The organism is Porphyromonas bennonis DSM 23058 = JCM 16335 (assembly GCF_000375645.1).
Taxonomy (GTDB): Bacteria; Bacteroidota; Bacteroidia; order Bacteroidales; family Porphyromonadaceae; genus Porphyromonas_A; species Porphyromonas_A bennonis.
In genome coordinates, this window is sequence record NZ_AQWR01000022.1 from 1 (window position 1) to 21392 (window position 21392).

Annotated in this window: 15 protein-coding genes; 6 read left to right on the forward strand and 9 right to left on the reverse strand. The window is 57.5% G+C overall.

The window, feature by feature from the left end:
* Positions 1 to 970: 970 nt before the first annotated feature.
* The 6 genes from B088_RS05185 to B088_RS08590 all read left to right on the forward strand — a co-directional run bounded on the left by B088_RS05185 (position 971) and on the right by B088_RS08590 (position 10616).
* Complete coding sequence (locus tag B088_RS05185) at positions 971 to 2530, forward strand: Mfa1 family fimbria major subunit (RefSeq protein ID WP_018107357.1); 1560 nt, start codon at positions 971 to 973, stop codon at positions 2528 to 2530.
* A gap of 162 nt (positions 2531 to 2692) precedes the next feature.
* Positions 2693 to 3649, forward strand: coding sequence for a FimB/Mfa2 family fimbrial subunit (locus B088_RS05190; RefSeq protein ID WP_162137998.1), 957 nt, complete (start codon positions 2693 to 2695; stop codon positions 3647 to 3649).
* Between the two features lie 6 nt (positions 3650 to 3655).
* The gene (locus B088_RS05195) at positions 3656 to 5068 is read left to right on the forward strand and encodes a hypothetical protein (protein WP_155802327.1); all 1413 of its coding nucleotides are present in this window, start codon (positions 3656 to 3658) and stop codon (positions 5066 to 5068) included.
* A gap of 102 nt (positions 5069 to 5170) precedes the next feature.
* A complete protein-coding gene (locus B088_RS05200; protein WP_018107360.1) occupies positions 5171 to 9223 on the forward strand; it encodes a BACON domain-containing protein in 4053 nt (1350 codons plus the stop codon).
* Between the two features lie 550 nt (positions 9224 to 9773).
* Entirely contained in the window at positions 9774 to 10328 is a 555-nt protein-coding gene (locus B088_RS05210) for a four helix bundle suffix domain-containing protein (RefSeq protein ID WP_018107361.1), read from the forward strand.
* A 126-nt stretch (positions 10329 to 10454) separates the two neighbouring features.
* The gene (locus B088_RS08590) at positions 10455 to 10616 is read left to right on the forward strand and encodes a hypothetical protein (RefSeq protein ID WP_018107362.1); all 162 of its coding nucleotides are present in this window, start codon (positions 10455 to 10457) and stop codon (positions 10614 to 10616) included.
* A gap of 313 nt (positions 10617 to 10929) precedes the next feature.
* Here B088_RS08590 and B088_RS08595 read toward each other — a convergent pair whose 3' ends face one another.
* The 9 genes from B088_RS08595 to B088_RS05250 form a co-directional block, all read right to left on the reverse strand.
* Positions 10930 to 11097: a hypothetical protein gene (locus B088_RS08595; RefSeq protein WP_018107363.1), complete on the reverse strand. Its 168-nt coding sequence runs from the start codon at positions 11095 to 11097 to the stop codon at positions 10930 to 10932.
* A gap of 12 nt (positions 11098 to 11109) precedes the next feature.
* The gene (locus B088_RS05215; protein ID WP_018107364.1) at positions 11110 to 12846 is read right to left on the reverse strand and encodes an alkaline phosphatase; all 1737 of its coding nucleotides are present in this window, start codon (positions 12844 to 12846) and stop codon (positions 11110 to 11112) included.
* Between the two features lie 289 nt (positions 12847 to 13135).
* On the reverse strand, positions 13136 to 14272 hold the full coding sequence (dprA, locus tag B088_RS05220) for a DNA-processing protein DprA (protein WP_018107365.1): 1137 nt from the start codon (positions 14270 to 14272) through the stop codon (positions 13136 to 13138).
* Complete coding sequence (locus B088_RS05225; RefSeq protein ID WP_018107366.1) at positions 14257 to 14706, reverse strand: acyl-CoA thioesterase; 450 nt, start codon at positions 14704 to 14706, stop codon at positions 14257 to 14259. Before B088_RS05225 ends, dprA begins: the two co-directional genes overlap by 16 nt.
* Positions 14707 to 14709: 3 nt before the next feature.
* Positions 14710 to 15984, reverse strand: a complete 1275-nt coding sequence (locus B088_RS05230) for a peptidase U32 family protein (RefSeq protein ID WP_038973947.1) — start codon at positions 15982 to 15984, stop codon at positions 14710 to 14712.
* A 14-nt stretch (positions 15985 to 15998) separates the two neighbouring features.
* Positions 15999 to 17327 (reverse strand): dGTP triphosphohydrolase, encoded by a 1329-nt coding sequence (gene dgt / locus B088_RS05235; protein ID WP_026170509.1) that lies wholly within the window; start codon positions 17325 to 17327, stop codon positions 15999 to 16001.
* A 26-nt stretch (positions 17328 to 17353) separates the two neighbouring features.
* Complete coding sequence (locus B088_RS05240) at positions 17354 to 18061, reverse strand: Sir2 family NAD-dependent protein deacetylase (RefSeq protein ID WP_038973950.1); 708 nt, start codon at positions 18059 to 18061, stop codon at positions 17354 to 17356.
* A 12-nt stretch (positions 18062 to 18073) separates the two neighbouring features.
* Positions 18074 to 20305, reverse strand: a complete 2232-nt coding sequence (locus B088_RS05245; RefSeq protein WP_018107370.1) for a GH92 family glycosyl hydrolase — start codon at positions 20303 to 20305, stop codon at positions 18074 to 18076.
* Entirely contained in the window at positions 20302 to 21357 is a 1056-nt protein-coding gene (locus B088_RS05250; RefSeq protein WP_018107371.1) for a hypothetical protein, read from the reverse strand. Before B088_RS05250 ends, B088_RS05245 begins: the two co-directional genes overlap by 4 nt.
* Positions 21358 to 21392: the final 35 nt, after the last annotated feature.

The window sequence follows — 21392 nt, forward strand, 5'->3', positions numbered from 1 at the left end:
CGACCCGTCCGGTAAGTAAGACAGTGCGCCTAGCGGTGAGGAAGCACCCCTCTGGGGTGCCCGCTTCCTAGCCACAGGTCGGAGGGGCGTAGCCCCGACGACCCGTGGATCAGATATCGTAATCGATCCCGCGACCCCGCCAGGGTGTCGCACTGATTGACTGACTGGTGAGTGCGACACCCTGGCGGGGTCGAGGTCAAGAGGTCGATCTGCCCACAGGTCATCGCCGCTATCGCGGCTCGACCTGTGGCTATGAAGCGGGGATCCCTGTCGGGATCCATAACTCCTGCGAAGGGATCGTTGCCCCATCCGCACCGTCCGACGAGGGGACGACCCCGGGATAGGATGACCGGAAGATTCCCCTCGACCCCGCCAGGGGTCGGTCGTAATGGTGATCGTCGGAGGGAGCGACCTCCTATCTATAAGGCGCATCGTGGGTGACCCGCCTCTAATACCGGTAAAAGAATTAGCCGATCGCTACATACTGATCCCCAATGTGATGTGTAGATGCCTCTCCTGGGGCATATACCGTCCTGTCCGATAATCCGTCTCGCCCCCCGACCTGCCCGAAACAGGCTCAAGCTTGTCTATTTGGTCGTTTTTTTACATTATGTTTATCAGTATAATGTTCTGTTGTGAAGGAAGTAATCTCTTTAGCATATTCTCGGTTGCCTGTCCTGTAGCGGGAAAGGTGCAGTATTTTCATTTCATGATTGTTTTTGTTTTATTAAGAGGTGTAGAATTGTAAACAAAGCGTTACAGTTGCACTGCATATTGAGGTTTTACCTTAGATTGTAATGATGCGAGATTTGTCCCCGATCAGATCGGAGGTTTTCCTAATCCCGATATTAGGTTAGGTGTTGCCTGATAGCGATAGCAGATTCTCTGCTCATCCCCCCTAGTTCTACTGACATTATTATACATTACTATATTACTAACAACAGTTTCTTTTTTACTAACTCAAAACATTATGAGAAAAGTAACAACAACCGTTGCAGCGGCTCTCGTAGCTTTCAGCTTTGCAGCCTGCAACAAAACCAACAACAGCGCTGCTCCTGAGGTCGCTCAGGGCAACACCTATGCCTCTCTGACCATCTCCACCAAGGGTCCTCTGCGTGCAGAGGTTGATAACATCGGCCGTGATGCTGAGGGTGCTGTCAAGGGCATCACCCTTCTCTCCACCGATCCGGTAATGGACTTCACGAAAGAGAACACTGACTTCAAGAAGTCCGGTGACTACTACAAGACCAAGGCCTTCAAGACCACCGCAGGGACCCGTCCCTACGCCCTAATCATCAATAAGGGCTCTCTCGCTATGCCTGCGCTCGTCACTGAGGCTCCGGAGTACCTCTCCGCTGCTGGCAAGATGGCTGCTGACTACGCAAGCGACGATAACGGTTTCGTCATGACTTCTGAGGTCAAGAGCTTCGAAGTCAAGAAAAACATCTCTGAGGAGGATGTCAATGCACTCAATGCTCCTGACGCCAAAACCAACGGCTTCCAGCTTGACGTGGAGCGTGTCGTTGCTCAGGGTGTCGTAGTCAATGGTGCTACCGCTAATTCAGAGGGTGGTTACACTACTACTGACAATCTGGGTGACCTCTCTAGTCTGAAGTATGGTGGCGCCATGGGTGCTAAGCAGACCTACGTCTTTGGTAACAACAAGGGTAAGCGTGAGATGAGCACTGCCAATAAGTACGAAGGCTTCACGTCTTCTGTCGATAACGTTGTGACCACCGCAAGCTACGATGATGACGAAACGACTGATGCAGAAAACCGTGCAAAGTTCCAGCTCGCTGAGAAGACTGATCTCGCTCTCGTTACCGATTGGTCTGACTATAGCAGCAAGCTAGCTAAACGTGGTTTCTACTTCTTCGAGAACTCTGTAAAGAACCCCTCTGCTAAGGCTAACCTCGGTGCTCACCGTAATGCTTATGCAAAGGTTTACGGTGTATACACACCGAAGACGGTCATGAAGGCTACCTTCAAGTTTGTCGCTGAGGAGGGTACCGGTAAGTACTTTGACCCTGAAACTGGTGCTTCTAAGGATCAGGATCAGGGCGGTAAGGAGGGCCGCGTTGAGGTTTCTATGGCTCCCGTAGGGAACTTCGCTACCGGCACCACCTTCTTCCTCGGTGAGCAGGACCAGGTATTCTATGACTCTGCAGCTTCTGCAGCAGCCAGCAAGTCCGCTCCCGGTCAGAAGGCCTACATGTATAAGGATGGTAAGTGTGTCTATCGTATGCCCTGGAACCAGGTGAAGAGTGGTGAGACCACTATCTACGCTGATACCCGTCGTAATAACATCTATGTCCTGAAGGTAACTGCCTTCGAGAAGGTGGGTATGAACTACGATCCTAACGATGAGGAGGATCCGAACATCCCGAAGCCCAATAACCCCGACGAGCCTACCACTCCTCCTGATGGTGGTGATCCCTCTTGGGATAAGGCTGAGACCTTCGCTGCCTTCTTCACCCAGGCTAAGCCCTGGAACGTTGTTGATCGCGACGTTACCCTCTCTAAGCACTGATCTCTTGATAGAGATCTTCCCAACTAAGTCCGGCGCTTAGCCGGCATAGGGCAGGCGGGCTTGACCGCCCACCTGCCCACGATATAGAGAATGATACTCCCCATCCACTAAGGGGGAGCAAAGCGAAGTAAGTGTATGTGCATGGGATACCATGAGACAGATATGAGGAAGAGACTTTTACCGATCACGATAGTGACCTCGCTGCTGGCGATGATGGGACTGCTCCTCACAAGTTGCCACCCCTGCGTCTACGAGGATCTGAGCGACTGTCCGCAGATCGTCAGACTGCAGATGCAGTATGCCGATCCCTGTGGGGGCAACGTGACAGATAAGTATGCCCCGCTTGCCAAGGGGCATGACTTCCGTGTGATGGCCTTTCGCACCGATGGCTCGAGGGTCAAGCTGGAGCTCCCCGATCAGACGACGCCTCCCACCACCGAGAGTGCATTCTATGATGTGGTGGTGCGAGAGTACGGGAAGTTCACCTTCGTCACCCTCCTTGCCGAGGACTTTACCCCCTATCGTCTCGATGAAGTCATCTCTATAGATCAGCTGCTCCTCGCCCTCGAGACGACGCCGCAGACGCGGGCTGACCTGCCGGAGATCTGGTATGGGATCAGTGACAAGTACGACAACACCGACTACGCATCTAAGGGTACCGTCACCGATACTTTGCTGATGGGAATGGAGGAGAAGCTCCATACGCTCAACTTCTCCGTCAAGGGTCTCCCCACCGGAGCCTACACCCTCGAGGTGACCACGCCGGAGAATGCCCTCCTCGCGAGTGGTCTCCTCCAGGCTGGTGAGGTGACCTACCGTCAGCCCCTCCGCATCGTTGGCGACAAGGTTTTTGGCACAGTGTCGATGGATCTCTTCCGCATTGCTGCTGACAGAGCAGCGGAGACGAAGCTCACGCTGAGCGACAGCGAGGGTAAGGTCCTTTACGAGACCACTTTCGGAGAGTACTTCAGTCTCACCCCTCAGACGAAGGCGATTTTCTGTCAGCGTAACATCGATATGAGCGTCGAGCTCGAGCCTACCGACCAAGGGACATGGATGATGGTGGCGGTCACTGTGAAGCAGTGGAACCTGGTTTACCGCAACGTGACTTTAGGATAAATGATTATGACTCGACTACTACCCCATAGAGTGGCGCTCTACGCCTTTATCCTCGCTCTTGTCGGCGGGCTCACCGCCTGCCACCAGTCCATCGCCCCCACCGAGGAGGAGCTGGCCGGCAGCTGCGAGCAGGCTGTCCGCATCACCGCCCGGGTATCCCCCTATGGCGGTGCCCCCGCCGGCACCCGCGCTAATGTCGATGGCAAGGTCGTCAATGAGCATACCGACGACTGGCAGCCCCGCTCCAAGCCCGGCACAGGGGGTGAGGTGCGCATCTCCCGCCTCTTCCTTATCGTTACCAAGCGGGGCAGCGACAAGATCGAGCGCCTGATCTACTACACCGATCCGGAGTATAAGCCGGGGAAGGTTAATAATGGTAAGCTCTCCGGAACCAATATCAAGGCGAAATATCTCACTATCCTTGACGAACAGCTGGGTGTCGTCACTATGGATTTGAGCCTCCTCCCGGGTGACTACACCTTCTACCCCATAGCAAATTCGAAGGCTTTGGAGGGTAAAGTAACAGGCTTTACGGCGAATGAAGTCAAGACGCTGGCCGACCTGAGGGGAGTGACCTCACCCAATACCTCTTTCGTCGCTGAGGAGAGCCAGACCTCGTCCTACGAAAACGACTTCCCCATCATAGGTATGGGAGAGCTCTCTGTCCCTTCCTCTATAGACCTCAGCAAGCCGGTGGAGCTTACTCCGGAGATCCCTATGGAGCGTCTCTTTGCCCGCGTCGATCTCACCCTCACCACCGCCAAGGATATGGAGCTCACTGACTACCTCTCCGAGGCCGATGGTGAGACCTACCGCCCCTCCGACTACAAGCTCCATAAGCTCAATGTCCTGGCGTACAATATTTCCATAGGGAATAAGTATTGGTATCCGCTACTCCCCGTCCCGGGCGAGTATACCTCACTCCCTGCCGGTCTGCCGAGAGCGAGCGACTTCAAAGCGCCCTCGATCTCGCCAGGCACGCCTGCCAATCCTATAATGGAGGATGGAAGCAACCCCTCCGAGAGCTACTCATGGCAGAAGTTTGTCAATGACGGAGCCACCGGGAGACTACGGATACTCTGGCAGCAGCCTCTTCTCTACACGAAGGTCTACAAGGACACAGAAGATAAGGCATTTCACCTCTACCTCCCCGCGATCTACCTCCCTGGTGTCACAGACAAGGACAAGTCGATACGGCTGGAGCTGAAGTTCAAGAAGCTCGACGGCAGTGGCGAGATCCTCACCTATCGTATCCCGATCCACAACGAGAAGGATGCCGCAGACTACTACTCCATCCGCCGCAATACGATCTACCACATCGACCTCACCTTCTACGGCAGCAAGCTCGAGGTCAAGCAGAGCAACGCCGAGTACACCGTCGACACGTGGGAGGATAAGCCGGTAGATATCCCCTGGTAAGCGATTATCCGAAGAGCCCGTCTGCGCAGACGACACTGGACTACCTATGGCTGTCTCGCTGACGATACAATATATATAATAATGATACGTACATATACTGACATGAAACCATTATACACGAGATATGTCGCTTCGCTGGGAGCACTCCTCCTGCTGGCGCTCTCCCTCGTCGGATGTCGAGACACGCTACTAGACCGCACTCAGCCGGACCCCACCGCCCCGGAGCAGATCGGGGATGACGTCACGGATCGTCTGGATGGCGCTGTCACGGTGTCTCTCTCTTACGACACCCCTGCACTCAGGACGCCCCAGACCCGTGCTGCCCTGTCGGTGGATCAGGAGAGTGAGCTCAAGCTCGCCACCACCCGGGTGATGATCTTCGATAGCAACGACGTGTATCAGTACGATGCTCCCCTGACCAAGATCGAACGCAGCACCAAAGACATGCAGGAGGGTAACCTTATCGTACAGATCAAGCCCGGAAAGGGACTCGGGATCGTCGTGCTTGCCAACCTTACCGAGAAAGAAAAGGGACGCGAGGTGTCAGGTAAGAAGGACGAAATCCTTAAGACCTTCGAGTTCTCCATGGACCAGACTACCGACTTCTCTAGCGTAGGCATCCCTATGTTTGGTGAGGTAACCCAGGTAGAGGTAAAGACCGATACTCAGCCTGTCCCTAAGCTGGATAAGACCATCCACCTCCTCCGTGCCGTAGCACGTGTGGATGTGGGGCTCAATATGTCTGCGGTAGGCACTTCAGGCAAGGACAGCGACTTCGATGAGACCGCCTCCGACCTCATCTCCACCATTGTAGACCCCGCCAATAAGAGTTCTAAGAAGGTGAAGTGGACGCTCCTAGAGACGAAGTTCTACAACGCCTCGTCCAAGGGACTGGTAGCGCCTGCAAAGGATAATTATAAGTTAGACGGTGATAAGCTAAAGGCAACTGCCCCAACTCTACTAACTAACCCAGATAAGCAGGACCTCACCTATAAGGCGGATAAGGCGGAGAAAAATCTCCTCAAGCGCGTCATCTATGTGCCTGAGACCGACAACCCCGCAGCCACTCAGAGCGGGACGGAGACCACACCCGAAGCAAAGAAACAGTACCTGGAGCGCCCCTATCTGATCCTCAAGCTACAGTACGACGAGGTCGATGAAAGCGACAAGATCAAGACCGGTGGTGCTTCGGGTGAGACCTTCTTCCGTGTCGACTTCCTCAAGCGTGAGGGCGATGAGGCGACCGCCAAGTACACCTACCTCCCCCTCCTCCGCAACTACCGCTACAAGGTGGATATCCGGAATATCGGTGGCCTCGGCTTCGACAGCGAAGACGAGGCCAAGGAGGGTCCGGCTGCCAACATTATGTACAACGTCGTGGTATGGGACGAGTCTACACTCTCCAATGTCGTCTACGACGGCCAGTACATGCTCGGCGTGCAGAATGATAAGCTGCTGTTTCACAAGAATGGCGGCACCTTCTCCACTAAGGTCCAGACCTCATGGCCCGGGGGCTTTAAAGTAGAGGGGCTACCTGACTGGGTCACGGTCAAGTCCACTGAGCCAAGCGACCCCGATGCTACCGGTGAGAAGATTGTGACCTTCGAGGTGACAGAGTCTACGACGACGAAGAGAGACTTCTCCGGAGCCTATATCCAGGCAGGACGTATGCGCTGGAATCTCGACATTACTCAGCTCAATACCCTTGACCTAAGGATAGCTATCTTCTCTGACCTCGAGTGTACCAAGCCACTACAATACATCGAGCTCGACGAGCGAGGTAAGGAGACTCCCGACAATGACTACACCGTAGGTAAGATGAAGTTCTATGTCAGGGTCACACCTGCCGCACGTATCTCGGCTGTAAATGATGAGACCAAGGCCCCCTTTATCTTTAAGGGCGCTGCTGCGACCTCACCCTCACGACCGCCTATAGAGACAGCTAAGGAGGTCTCCACGGGAGTCTATGAGTTTGAGGTCACCGCGGATCCTCTCAGCAACCCTAAGAATCCTTTCGAGACGCGACAGAATAAGTACCACTTCATCACCGAGCAATCCGGTGAGAAGGCTGAGGCAACGCTCGCCATCAGTCAGACGGAGTACAATATTGTTTTCTACGAGGATGAGGAGCTTACCAATCCTATGATAAGCGAGGGTGATGCCGCCACCTACTTTATGGATGGCACGGACAAGCAGTTCTACGTCCGCAGTAACATCCCCTACATCATCTGGATGGATAATCAGATGATCGACGAGTCCGCACGGAGTCGCGAGAATGCTAATGCCGACGGGTCCTCTAAGTTCCCCATGGTCACCGGCTATTATGATAAGGATGGTACATTCGTTCTGCTTGACTACGAAGACTACGACCCCAATAACAGTACGAACAACTGGAGGAGAGTTAAGACAGAGGAAGCCCCCACGCCAAATGGATCTCCGCTCAAGTTTAAGGCGGCAGAGACCGATGCCCTCAAGATCATCTATGGTCATGTGATGTGGGTCGCTTGTACCACAATGAAGTCACTGGAGTGGAAGTTCCCACTCTACGACAAGCAGCAGGCTAATCACAAGGAGGTCACTAAGATCCAGACCAATTTTGTTGCCGGCTACTTCCTCCCGGAGGCTAATTGCTACCCTCTGACGCTTGGCTATAGTGGGGTACTTATACCTCTTTCGCGTATTAATCACGCTGCAGACTTTTATGAGCGGTATATGGATGCGCCGGCTAATTTTGGTAAAAGTGACTATGTGATTTCTGATGATCACAATGCGTGTATTGGTTCCGAGTCATGGGAAACGTATAAAAAGCGTAATTCTCTAAATCGCCTCGATGAGGATGATGATATAGATGTAGAGGTGCTGTGGACTGATATCAAGAGTGTTACGGAGAGAGAATCAGCAGCTGATCGAAACCCTGTAAAGGCCGATGGCACGGCTCCTCTTAGACTTCTTACCGACCTACAACTGGCAGGGGAGCGATATATCTTCCTAATGCCGGGTAAGGATGGGTCAGAGAACTATGGAAACCTGGTGGTTGCCGTCCGCTCAACTAAGAAGAAAAAGGTGGATAATAACAGATCTATCATCCTTGATCCGGATGAAAAGAATAAGAAGACCATACTCTGGAGCTTCCACTTAATGCTCTACAGACCCGCAAGCATAGCACCAAACGGCACCGGTATCCCCAAAAACAATGGCTTTGAATCTACGATTAGTAATGGGTCTGTCACATTCTATGATAAGACTAAGACTAACGATAAAGAATATAGCGATTATTGGTATCCGGATATCTACTCTTGGCCGTATGATTTAGGTGCCTTTAAGATGCCAGAAGGTTGGGACAACACCTTGCTAGGAGTTACTAATGATGATTCAGGTCGCCGTGACCTTGACTATAGGGCGATTGGGATGAGTTATCAATTCGGGAGAAAGGATCCTTTCCCAAGGTGGCACGGAGCAAAAACCCCTCCCTCACGATTTGTGGGCGACAATGGTAAGGAAGTCTCTTTTAAATTACATAAGAATACAACAATCTCGATGAGGGAATCTATTGAGAATCCCATGGTCGTTGTTGGGAGTGGACGTGGAGAGCAGTGGCTTACAGAGGGGGGTAAAGGTACTGCTTCTAATATTGGCTTCTTGGGCTCAGCATCGTTCCCATATTATGGACTATGGGGTGGCGGTGCTGCCGTTGGAAATGAAAACAATGCGAATAAAACCAGATTAAGTGTGAATCGTTCGACCGATAAGACCGTCTTTGACCCCACACCGTATGGATTTTCCGTACCCGCACCCGGCTACTCTTCCACAAAAGTGTTAAACGATTCTAGGTACAATGTAGAGCGATTCAGACCCAACTTCGCTCGTCACTTTGTGAATACTGAATATCGCTTGATTAGTGAAAAGAATGCCCGTTATGTGACCATCTTTGGAGTAACTAACAAAACACCGCTTTCTTCAGGAGGGGGAGAGCAAGGATGGGCAGTTAGTACCACATACATAGCACAAGCTCACTATCCCATTTTTACTCTTAAGCCGGGTAATGCAGGATTCCAGCAGAGATATGCTGATTATTGCAATAGAAGTGCACCAATTGCTCTTCGCCCTTTCAATAATCTTAAGGAGAGCGACTGGGAGACGTACATTCGTCGCTGATCAATAGCATCGGCTTATTAGCTGACTGAGAGCAGCCCTGCATCCTCGTGGATGCAGGGCTGCTCTCTCATGTAGGTCCCCCTCTCTCAGCGAGGAGCGCCCCACCCGGAGCGCTCCTCGCTGCCTCTATAATATGGTGTCCCGAGGAGCTGCTGCAAAGATACGCCCACCGCCGGGGGGCATTGTCTCCTCCGGTCTCTCCGGGTCTCCTCCCTGCACAATGGGGACTCTATCGGACAAGTCAGACGGGATGGGGCTTCTGTCGGACAAGCCGGACGGCGCTGAGTATAGACCTGCAGCTCCCTCCCAGCTGCCCCTCACAACTCCCCCTCCCGGCTCTCCTGCACAGCACCAGCAGCTCGGCTCCCATCCTGGCTCCCTGGCGTCCTCCCTGCCGATCTAGGAGGAAGAGATCGCGCCGTCCGACTCGTCCGACTCGTCCGATATGATAGGCGCTCGTCTGATAAGACAGCGCGCCCGTCCGATAGGATAGCGCGCCTGTCCGATAGGATCGCTATGGGGTATTTCTGGAAAGGGGGTATATTTGGGTATGACGAAACCTTTCTTACCACAGCGCGGGGGCTATCGCAGCCTGAAGGTCTATCGGGTGACCACCCTGATCTACGACCTGACTTATCACTTTGCTCACACCTATCTGAAGGCGTACGACCGCACCATCGATCAGATGGTGCAGGCGGCTCGCTCCGGGAAGCAGAACATCGCCGAGGGGAGTGCCGCCGGGACTCACTCCTCCGAGACTGAGATCAAGCTCACCAGTGTCGCTAAGGCGAGCTTGGAGGAGCTCCTTGTGGACTATGAGGACTACCTGAGGACGAGAGGTCTCCCCGGCTGGGGGCCCGGTCACCCGCGCTACGATCGGCTACGCGCCTATGCGCGGAGCGAGGAGATCTTCGGTGACTGCCCGGGGATCTTCGAGCGGATGAGCGATGAGGAGCTTGCCAATCTCGCTATCACGCTGATCCACCAGGCGACCTATATGCTGCGCCGCCTGATTGAGCGTCAGCAGGAGATGTTTGTGGAGAATGGTGGTATCCGGGAGCGGATGAGCCGCGCCCGCCGCTCCTACCGCTCCTCTGAGAAGTAGGGGGGGGGGCCTATCTTATCGGACGGGTCGGACGGGTCGGACAAGTCGGACGAGTCGGACGGCGCTGAGCTCTATCGGACGAGTCGGACGGGTCGGACGAGTCGGACAAGTCGGACGGCGCTGGGTATGGACCTGCTGTCCCTCCCTACACCCTCCTCCCGCCCTCCCTCACACTCTCTCCTCCTCTCTCCCTCCCTCTCTCCTCCCTCACCAGCTCTCCCTCAGCATGCCGGCATCCGCAAGGATGCCCGCTCCATAGGCATTGGTCGAGGCACGAAGTGCCGATGACCGATGTATAGGCGCATACATGATGGCTCGACCCCTTGTGGGTCGCCGGGATGTGGTTGCTTGCTCGGCGACCCCTGTCGGGGTCGTGATGCAATGGTAGGGCGCTGCACATCGGTCACCGCTTCGCGGATGACCGATGCCTATGGAGCGAGCACCCGCAAGGGGTGCACCGCCGGCAGGTCTGGGCTCTCTCGGACGGGTCGGACGGGGAGGCACCCCATTCAGGGTGCACCGCCGGGCGGAGCGAGGAGAGGATAGGTAGGGGAGGCACCTCGGAGAGGTGCGTTCTTCATAGCTGTAAAACTCAAATGCGTCACCCCTGCCTAGTCAGCTGCTGCTCGATCTCCTCGAGGGAGGTGTCACGGAGGAGCACACGTCCCTGCGAGTCCAAGGGGTAGATCGTCGGCACGTGCTCGATGATGTAGAGCTCCATACCGTCGAGATCCCTATAATTCCGACCATGGATCCACCCCTTGGTCATGCTGCCTTATCCTCAGAGGGTGCGAGGCAGATAGAGGGTCTTCGTCTCGTCGTTGTAGACTGTGGCGATGGGCAGCTCCCTCTGCTTGCCGTCCACGGTGTAGAGGGTCGAGAAGGCGCGGATGACGTAGGTGTGACCGCCCTTCTTCGCCGTCAGCACCATATCCTCGGCGCGGTCGCCCTTGAGCGTCACCTTGCACCCCGCAAAGACCTCCGTGTGGGGGGCGAAGTACTTGTCCGACATCTCCTTCATCGTCTGTGGCATCGCTGTCAGCGTGCGGAGGTAGTCATGGAGCTGGAGGTTGGTATTGAAGCCCACCAGTCGCTTCTCGAAGTCCGGGTGGTAGCAGCCGAGGAACACCTCCTCACCGGTATGCCCGTGGGTGGTGAAGACGATATAGGTCATGTCGGTGTAGGCGCGACAGATATACCCGGCGAGAGAGGAGGCGTACAGCGACTTCAGGTGGTCGATCAGGTCAGCAGAGAGGTAGTCGGAGAGCTGCACCTTCTTCCTCACCTCAGCCGGCTGAGTGGCAGCACTTCGGCTGTCCACCTCGTACTGACGGAGTGCGCGGACGATCGGCAGCTGGTCTGCGGGGAGCTCGCGAGTGGTCACCTCCCGCCAGATCTGCTCGATCTGCTCCTCCGGAGAGGCAATCAGGCGCTCAGCCAGACCGGATGCGGTGAGCTTGATCTGCGTGATGGGACCAAAGAGCTTGGACGCCGGCGTCTGAGCATAAGTGTGACCGAGGTTGTCGGTCCCGATGGCGATACCGCTATTGCCGTGGTCGGCGGTCATCAGGACGACGGTATTGCCATCCTTCTTTGCGAAGTCGATCGCTGCCTTGACTGCGCGATCAAAGCCGAGGAACTCGGTCGCCATGCCGACAGGATCATTGGCATGCGCAGCCCAGTCCACCTTGGACCCCTCGATCATCAGGACGAAACCCTTGTCGTTATTGGTGTCCAGGACCCGGAGCGCACTCTTCGTCATCTCCTCGAGCGAGGGCATCACGGCGGGGTCTCGGTCGAGGTCAAAGGGCATATCCATCGGAGCGAAGAGACCCCATACCTTCTCTCCCTGATAGTCAAGCGCCGCCTTACCCGGCTCGGTGAAGACGCTCCAGCCGCGCTCCTCGAGGTACTTGCGGTACTCAGGCTTTATGAGCGAAGCACCGCCGCCATAGAGGACGTCGATCTGATTGTGGACCATCTGGGGAACGATCCAGTCGTACTTACTCCTCTTGTACGAGGAAGAGGTACAGTCAGCAGGGGTGGCGTGGGGAAATTCGCAGGTCACCACGATACCGGTCTTGCGTCCCTGCTCCATGCGAAGCGCCTGCCAGAGCGGCACGAGTGGGCGTCTCTGCCAGAGCGAGTCGTAGGGGAGGAGGTCTGCCTCATCGTGGAGAACGGGATAGGTGCTCACCTGACCGGCAAGCCCCGGCACTCCATTCATATAAGTGCTGGTGGTGGGTGCGGAGTCGCCGATGGGCGAGTCAGAGCAGTAGGTGAGGATGGTCCCGCAGAGATAGGGATCTATGAGGAGGTTTTGCTTCTCCGCATCGGTCAGACGCTGATACCAGCGCGCCAGCGAGAGGGTGGCGAGGGAGGTGCCGTCCGAGATACAGAGGATGACATTCTTGACCGGCTTGGGGGTCTCATGGACGACTGCCTGACCAGGCAGCGTCACCAGGAGCGTCGCCATCAGCACGACGCTACGCACGACAGAGAGGGTAAATGATCTCATGATATGTTTCACTGTGTTTTGTACCGGCACAAATGTAGCATTTTTGCGTCAATAGTCTTCCCTCCACTCCTCTGGTTACGGATGGGGGGAGGGGGGGCTGAGGCATCAGAACCTACCCGGTTAATCCGCCGATTCCTGACCTCGGAATGACCATCCACACACCATGCTGGATATCAGTAGGTAGCGATCGGCTCATTCTTTTATCGGTATTAGTGTTATCTATTATCGGTATTAGAGTCACCTATTACCGACTATAGTTTTCACTAATACCGATATTAGTCTGAGATCATCACATAGTGCGCTCGTAGCGGGCGCCTGGGAGGGAGCGGACCTTGCCGGAGAGCTCCAGCTCGAAGAGCCGCCCGGAGAGTGCCCCGGCCTGTTCGCCAAGCCTCAGGGTGAGGTCATTGAGGGTCAGCGGTCCCGCCTCGCGGAGTTCTCTCAGGATGGGATCCTCCTCCCCCTCCTCGGTCTCGGAGGAGAAGGGGAGCCGCTGCGCCGGGGATCGATCGGGGAGGAGACTCAGCTCATCGAGGAGAAAGTCAGGATCGGTGAGACAGGCGGCTCGCTCACTGGCGAGGAGCCAATTGCACCCCTCTGATGTGGAGTCAAAGATCCGCCCCGGCACGGCAAAGACCGATCGCCCGTAGTCGAGAGCGAGACCGGCCGTGATGAGCGCTCCGCCTCGTCGGGCACTCTCCACTACGACCGTGGCGCGAGTCATCCCGGCGACGATGCGATTGCGAAGGACGAAGTGCTGCGGGAAAGCTCGGGTATGGTAGCCGTACTCTGTCACCACTCCTCCACCGTTGTGGATCATCTCTGCGGCGAGGTCTCTGTGGCGGGAGGGGTAGAGCGTGTAGTGTCCGTGCGCCACCACGGCGACGGAGCGGAGGCCGTGCCGGAGTGCCGCCCGGTGTGCGAGCGCATCGACGCCGTAGGCGAGTCCACTGACGATGACCAGGTCGGGCCTCAGCTCCGCCCAGTGCCCTACCATCCGCTCGATCACATCAGCTGCGTAGGTGGTACACCGGCGGGTGCCAACGATGGCGATCATTGGTCCGTCGGTCGGGAGGGTTCCCTTGACATAGAGGACAAGGGGCGCATCGGCACAATTGAGCAGATACTCAGGGTATCCTTCTTCTCCATAAAAGAGCGGGGTGATCGTCTCTCCCACCGCTGCTCTCTCGCTCAGCGTCCGGAGCTCCTCCTCAGCCTTTCGGAGTGAGTCATCAGATCGGATGAGCCGAGCTAAGGAGGGGCGGATGTTGGGGTTTTGCGCCAGCTCGTCTGCCGTCGCCTCGAAGATGCGCTCCGGATGGTTGTCAAAGTCCTCGAGGAGGGCGTGGCTGATGGTGGAGCCGACACCCGGGAGCATCGTCAGTCGCAGGAGAGCAAGCTGTGCAGGGGTCAGTGAGAGGGACACGGGAAGGGGAGAGACTTGAGGTGCTTGTCGCAATAGTCGACGAGGAAGTCGAAGTACTCCCCCCGCGTTAGTCGGCCATCCTGCACACCGGCGACGTGGACCCGACCGGAGCATACCACCACGCCGTCGCTCTCGCGGATCACATCCTGGTCGGCAATAAGGAGAGGGCCCCTCCTCGATAGATTGACTCCGACGACGAAAGTGTCTCCCGAGCGGAGAGACTGACGGTAGTCCAGCTCGGCATGGGTGACAAACATGTCAAACCCCTCATCGTGCTTGCTCGAGAAGCTGTCGCCGACGATGCGGAGGAACTGGTGGCGGGCATGCTCTAAGTAGTGGAGGTAATTGGCATGATTCACAACGCCCTGGAGGTCGCACTCGTAGTCGCGGACCGCTGTCACGGGGCTGAGGTAGATATAGGTCTTGCGTCTCATGGGTTAGAAGTACTTGCTTCCTCTCTCCTTCTTCCGCTTCCTCATCACGAAGAGCCGATCCCCGGGACGCACCTCCTCCGGAACTTTTACGCTGAAGGGGATGCCGATCTCGTCGATGCGGCTCCTCCGCTCAGACTTGTCGCCGAGGAGCATCTGACGAGCCTCGAAGAAGACCGCCCCGGTCGTCGGACCGGTCACCAGTAACCGCTCGCCCTCCTCGACGTAGCCGCTCTCCAGCACCAGCTCAGCCACACCGATCTTGCCATAGTAGTGGGAGACGCGACCGATGCCCACCTTGACCAGAGTCGTGTGAGAGCCATAGCGATCGGTCCACTCGCCGAGCCGCTGGCCGAGGTAGTAGCCGTCCCAGAAGCCGCGATTGAAGACGGTCGCCAGTCGCTCATCCCAGCCGGCTATCTTCTCCGCCCCGTAGCTGCCGTCCAGATAGGCCCGGATCGCCTCATCGTAGCACTCGGACACTGTGCGGACATACTCCGGACCTCGGGCACGACCCTCGATCTTGAAGACCCTGACGCCGGCGTCGATCATCTTATTGAGGAAGTGGATCGTCTTGAGGTCCTTGGGCGACATGATGTACTTGCCATCGACCGTGAGCTGGTCCCCTGTTGCATCGTCCGTGACGAGGTAGCTCCGGCGGCAGATCTGATTGCACTCGCCCCGATTGGCAGACTTATTCATCTCCCCGAGGCTGAGGTAGCACTTGCCACTCACCGCCATACAGAGCGCCCCGTGGGCAAACATCTCGACGCGGATCAGTTCTCCCTTGGGACCACAGATATGCTCCTCCTCGATCGCACGATGGATCAGCTCCACCTGGTCCAGCGTGAGCTCGCGGGCAAGCACCACGACATCAGCGTAGCGGGCGTAGAAGCGGAGCGCCTCGACATTGGAGATATTGAGCTGAGTGCTGAGGTGGACCTCCACCCCCTGCTCGTAGGCGTAGGCCATGGTGGCGATGTCGGTGGCGATGATGGCTGAGATGCCGGCGGCCTTAGCGGCGTCGATGATCTCGTGCATCCGCACCATATCCTCGGGGTAGATGATCGTATTGACGGTGAGGTAGCTCTTCATCCCGTGGTCGCAGAGCAGGGCTGCCACCTCAGGCAGGTCCTCGAGCGTGAAGCTCTTGGAGGAGTGGGCCCGCATATTGAGCCCCTCGATGCCGAAGTAGGCGGCATCGGCACCGCCTTGGATCGCCGCTATGAGCGACTCCCGGCTGCCGGCGGGTGCCATGATCTCGAAGTCTTTTCTTTCCATTACTATCCTTTTGCTTAAATGGCGGGCAGGCTCATGCCGGTAAACTTGCGGTAGAGGTCGAGGGCGTAGACGTCGGTCATACCGCTGATGTAGTCGAGGGCGGACTGGATCTTGCCGTAGAGCGTCGGTGACGACATGTCGTACTGGGAGGGGATGCGATTAAACCAAAGCTTGGAGTAGGCCCTCTCAGGGTGGAGCTGCGCCTCGATCAGGTTGTCTAAGAGTGAGGAGAAGATCCGGAATCCCGCCAGCTCGATGTCCAGCACTTCACTGGCGTAATAGATGCGGTCAAAGGCAACCTCCCGCGCCGCTCTGTACGCCTCCCGCTGTCGCTCCTCCATGGCACCGATCAGGCTGCCGTGGAAGGTGCCGCTTAGGATCTCCTCCCGGTGGTCGAGGAAGGTGTCGATGGCGGAGAGGGTGAGGCGATTGACCACCTTGCCGCGGAGGTAGGCGATCTGTTCGTTGTCGTCCGAGAGCTGATCGATCACCCTACCGGCCTCCTCCCGCTCTGTGTCGGTGAGGAAGGAGTAGAGCAGCGCGGTGCACTCCTCCCGCGAGAGGATCTTGAGCTTATACGCATCCTCGAGATCCATGATCTGGTAGCAGATATCGTCCGCCGCCTCGACCAAGTAGACCAGAGGGTGACGGGCGTACTCCGGGTGCTCGCCGTTGGAGATCTCCAGCAGCCCCAGCCTCCTTGCCACCTGCCGTAGGGTCTCCTCTTCGCTCGCAAAGCAGCCAAACTTCCCCGTCTCGCACTCCTTGGCGGAAGTGTAGGGGTACTTGATGAAGGAGCCTATCGTGGCGTAGGTGAGACCGTATCCGCCGGGGCGTCTGCCGCAGAAGGTGTGGGTCAGTAGGCGGAGCCCATTGGCATTGCCATCGTAGTGGACAAAGTCGGCCCATCGTCCCCCCTCCGACTCGAGGCAGTCCCGCCAGCGGGTGCCGGTGCCCTCGGTGAAGTAGGCGTGGATGGCCCGCTCGCCGGCGTGACCAAAGGGGGGATTGCCCATATCGTGCGCCAGGCAGGCAGCGGAGACGACGGTACCGACGTCGGAGAAGTCGAAGGGCAGCTCCGGCTCCTCAGCCTTGACAGCACGGCCGATGGCATTGCCGAGCGAGCGACCGACGCAGGAGACCTCTAGCGTATGGGTGAGGCGATTGTGGACAAAGATCTGCCCGGGTAGGGGGAAGACCTGCGTCTTATTCTGCAGCCGGCGGAAGGGGGCACTGAAGATCAGCCGATCGTAGTCTCTCTGGTAGTCGGTTCGCCCGGGCTGCTCGGCCGCCGCCCCCTCCTGACCGAAGCGCTCACTCGCCATGAGTCGCGCCCAGTCCATCCTCTTTTTCTCCTTTATCATACCACTCAGAGATTTCGCTCTCTTAGGAGGTCGACAAAGTGGCGCACGCCGGCTGAGGCGCCCTCGTGGATCTGCTCAAAGTCGCCCGGCACCGGCACCGGCTTGGGGTCGATGAGGAACTTCGGGATCCCGTCCGGGGCGCAGGTGGAGAGACCGGCAGCGGGGTAGACGACGAGGCTGGTACCGATGATAAGAAAAATGTCTGCTGCTGTAGTGGCGCGGATCGCATCGCTCATGCGGGGGACCCCCTCACCGAAGTAAACGATGAAGGGCCGCAACCGTCGCCCACTGCGGTCGGTGGCATCGATGGGCATCTCCAACTTGCCGTCCGGGAGGGGAAGCGGCGTCTCGGGGTCGTCTATGGTGCAGCACTTCATCAGCTCACCATGGAGATGGATCACGTGGCTGCTCCCTGCCCGCTCGTGGAGATCGTCGATATTCTGCGTCACGATGGTGACGTCGTAGTCCTGCTCCAGCTCTGCGAGGAGCTTGTGTCCGGCATTGGGCTGAGCGGCAGCGCAGCCGAGGCGGAGCTTATTGGCGAAGCGGATGCAGCGTGCCGGGTCGCGCAGGATCGCCTCATGGGTGGCCACCTCGGCGACAGGTTCGTTCTCCCACAGCCCGTCCGCATCACGGAAGGTGCTGAGACCGCTCTCGGCACTCATACCGGCGCCGGTGAGCACCACTAATCTTTTTTTCTTTCTTTGACTCATAACCATTGTCTCTCAGAAGTCTCGGGGCTCGCTCCCCATATAGATGTCGAGGATCCCCCCGCGAGCGATGTCCTCATAGTCGAGGTAGCGCTTTGTGTAGTCTCCGCCATTGAGCCGGATCCTCTGGATGTAGATATTCTCCGCACTATTGTCGTGCACGCGAATGGTGAAGTGCCCATCTCGCACGTTCAGCTCCGCCGCATCGATGATCGGGCTGCCGAAGTAGTAGCGCCCGCCCGCCGGCTCCACCTGATAGAGCCCGATGGCGGAGAGAAGGAGCCAGGCGCTCATCTGCCCCGCATCCTCATTGCCCGACAGTCCGTCCGGTGCCGCATGGTACAGCTCCGTCATCACTTGGCGGAGGAGCGGTGCCGCCTTGGACTGCCTCCCGAGGACACTGTAGAGGTAGATGGTGTGGTGGCTCGGCTCATTGCCGTGCGCATACTGACCAATCAGACCGGATATGTCAGGCGAAGCATCGGCACCGGTCAGGTCCGAGGAGATGGAGAAGAGGCTGTCCAGCTTGGCGATCAGCTGCTCCTCTCCGCCGAAGCAGCCCGCCAGCCCCTCCACATCCTGCGGGACGAGGAAGGTGTACTGCCACGCATTGCCCTCGCAGTAGTCATCATCGCGGTGCTTGGAGGCAGTGGGATCAAAGGGGGTGTGCCACTCGCCATCGCTGCCCTTGCCCCGCATAAAGCCGGTGACCGGGTCGAAGAGATGGTGGTAGGACTTGCTCATCTTGAGGAAATAGGTGTAGTCCTCCTCGTGCCCAAGGTGCTTCGCTGCCTCAGCAAGGGCGGCATCGGCGATCGCGTACTCCATATCGTAGGCGACGCTCTCGCGCATCTTGTCGTAGGGGATGTAGCCGTACTCGCGACGGAGATCCTTCCCCCGCTCGTCAAGGAGGGCGGTCTTCTTCAGTTCCTGGTAGACCGAGTCGGGCTCCTCGCAGAGCCCCTTCACGATCGCATCAGCAAGCACACAGATGCCGGGATCGCCCACCATCGTATTGGTCTCATTGGCATAGAAGTGCCAGACCGGCACCTTGCCCCCCTCGCGTGAGATCGCCGTCATCGTACCGACGATGTCTCCCATGCGGTCGTGCTGGATCAGGGAAAAGAGTGGATGAAAGGCTCGGTAGGTGTCCCATAGGGAGAAGGTCGAGCGGGTCGTGTAGCCCGGGTCGGCGTGCTTGGCGAAGTCAGCACCGTGGTAAGACCCGTCCGCATTGCTATAGTCGGAGGGGGTGATGAGGGTGTGGTACAGGGCGGTGTAGAGGGTGACGAGGGTGGCAGAGTCGCTCGCTGCCATCCGCATCCGACCCAGCTCCTTCTCCCACGCCTCGTCAGCGGCCTTGCGGACGCTGTCGAAGTCCCACCCGGGGCACTCGGCTGCCATATTGGCCCACGCATCCTCCGTGGAGGTGGGAGAGAGGGCGACCTTCAGCAGAACCGGCTCCGTCGGCTGCTCCAAGTGAATGTACGCATAGTTGTAAGGCACGTCGCTCTCCTTCCCCGGCGTGGGGCTGGTGCCGTAATCGATGGCGCGGATCGGGGTGGAGAGCTCAGCAGCGAAGTAGATCCACTGATCCCTTGCCCAGCCGGTGGAGTAGCGGTACCCCTCCACTCTCGTATCGCTCACCTGCTTTACCTCGCCCTTGGTCAGCCGGTCCCAGTTTCCTCCATTGGCAAGGTCCCAGATGATCCCCGGCTGCTCTGCTCCCTCGGGGAAGGAGTACCGATGCAGTCCCACCCTGCTCGTCGCCGTCAGCTCTACGTCAATGCCGTATCGGGTGAGCCGGGTGGCATAGTAGCCCGGGTGGACCACCTCGCGGCTCCGGTCGGAGTAGCTCCACTGCCCGCTCGCCGGATCGTCCGCCGTCCCTCGCCCCGGCGTTACCTCGCCCGTCACCGGCATCACCGTCAGGTCGAGGAGATCCCCGATGCCGGTTCCGCTCATATGGGTGTGGGAGAAACCTATGACCGTGCTGTCGGAGATGTGGTACCCGCTACACCAGTCCCAGCCCTCCGTGACGGAGGTGGGGCCGAGCTGAACCATCCCGAGCGGGACACTCGCCCCAAGGAAGACGTGCCCGTGTCCTCCGGTCCCGATCCAGGGGTCCACGAGGTCGGTTAGCTTGGTCGGGTAGTTGGGAGTCCCCTCTTCTATAGTCTTGCTGCAGCTAAGAGTCAGGAGTAGGGTCATCACCGCTGAGAGGGTGAGGGTATTCCTATAGTTCATAAGTGAAATAGATCTTGCGTGTCGTCACTTGTCTCTGAGAGGCGTAGGGGGATAAAGATGTAGGCATCCTCCTCCGTCAGCCCTAAGCTGCAGAGGTACTCGGCATCCACCGTTGCCACAATGGAGAGGAAAGGGATAGCCTCCTCCATCTCCTCGTGCATGGAGGGGTGTGGGAAGAAAAGTGGTCGCTCCGGTTCGTCCGGATCTAACTTGGGCGGAGCCTCCAGCCTGTAGAGCTTCTCTGTCCCTCGACTGTCCCTCAGTAAGCAGGCCTTGAAGGGTCTGGGGGTGCGGGTGTCCGTATCGAGGGGACTATCCGATACAGCCTCTTGGTAGAGCCGATCCATATTCTCGTCATCGTAGCGCAGGAGGATGCCGTGGACCCTCTGCTCTGAGAGACTATCCATTGTCTCATCACTAACCCGGATCGGCAGAAGATCCTCCGGGAGGATATCCCTCTCCCTCATCTCCGCCTGCACCGTCTCACTCACCTCTGCCTCGTCGTCGATGGTGGCGAAGAGCTGCTCCGGGATCGCTTCGGACCGGCGTCTCTCCTTCTCCTCACCACGGGGATCCTCATCTGCGAGCACCTCCCCGGTCATCAGAGCGACGATAGGCATGCCATCCATATAGCCGTCTCGGTAGGCCTGGAGGGCGATGTCATCCCCTAGGCTCTCCATCAGGCTCTGCTCCTCATCCGTGGTCCATATCAGCATGGGGTAGAGATCCCGCAGCCCGGGGATATCGGTCTGTGGCAGGGCTAAGAGCAGCCGACGCGACTCGGCGGTGTCATCGGACTCATAGAGGACCGCACGAAACTTGCGGGGAAGCACGTTGTAGCCCGCACTACGCTCCTTGCGGTCCGCCATAGACACCAATTGACGAAAGTACTCCTCGGTCTGCAGGAAGATCTCGAAGTGGCGCTGCCCGAGGGCAAACATATCAAGCCGCTGATCCGACCGAGTCAGGTAGAGCACCTGATCTGGCCAGATATTCTGCGATCGGAGGCTCTCTCTCATCTCCGGGGAGAGCACTTGGAGGACATTTGTCATAGAGAAAGCATATACTTAGGGGTTGCAGTACCTCT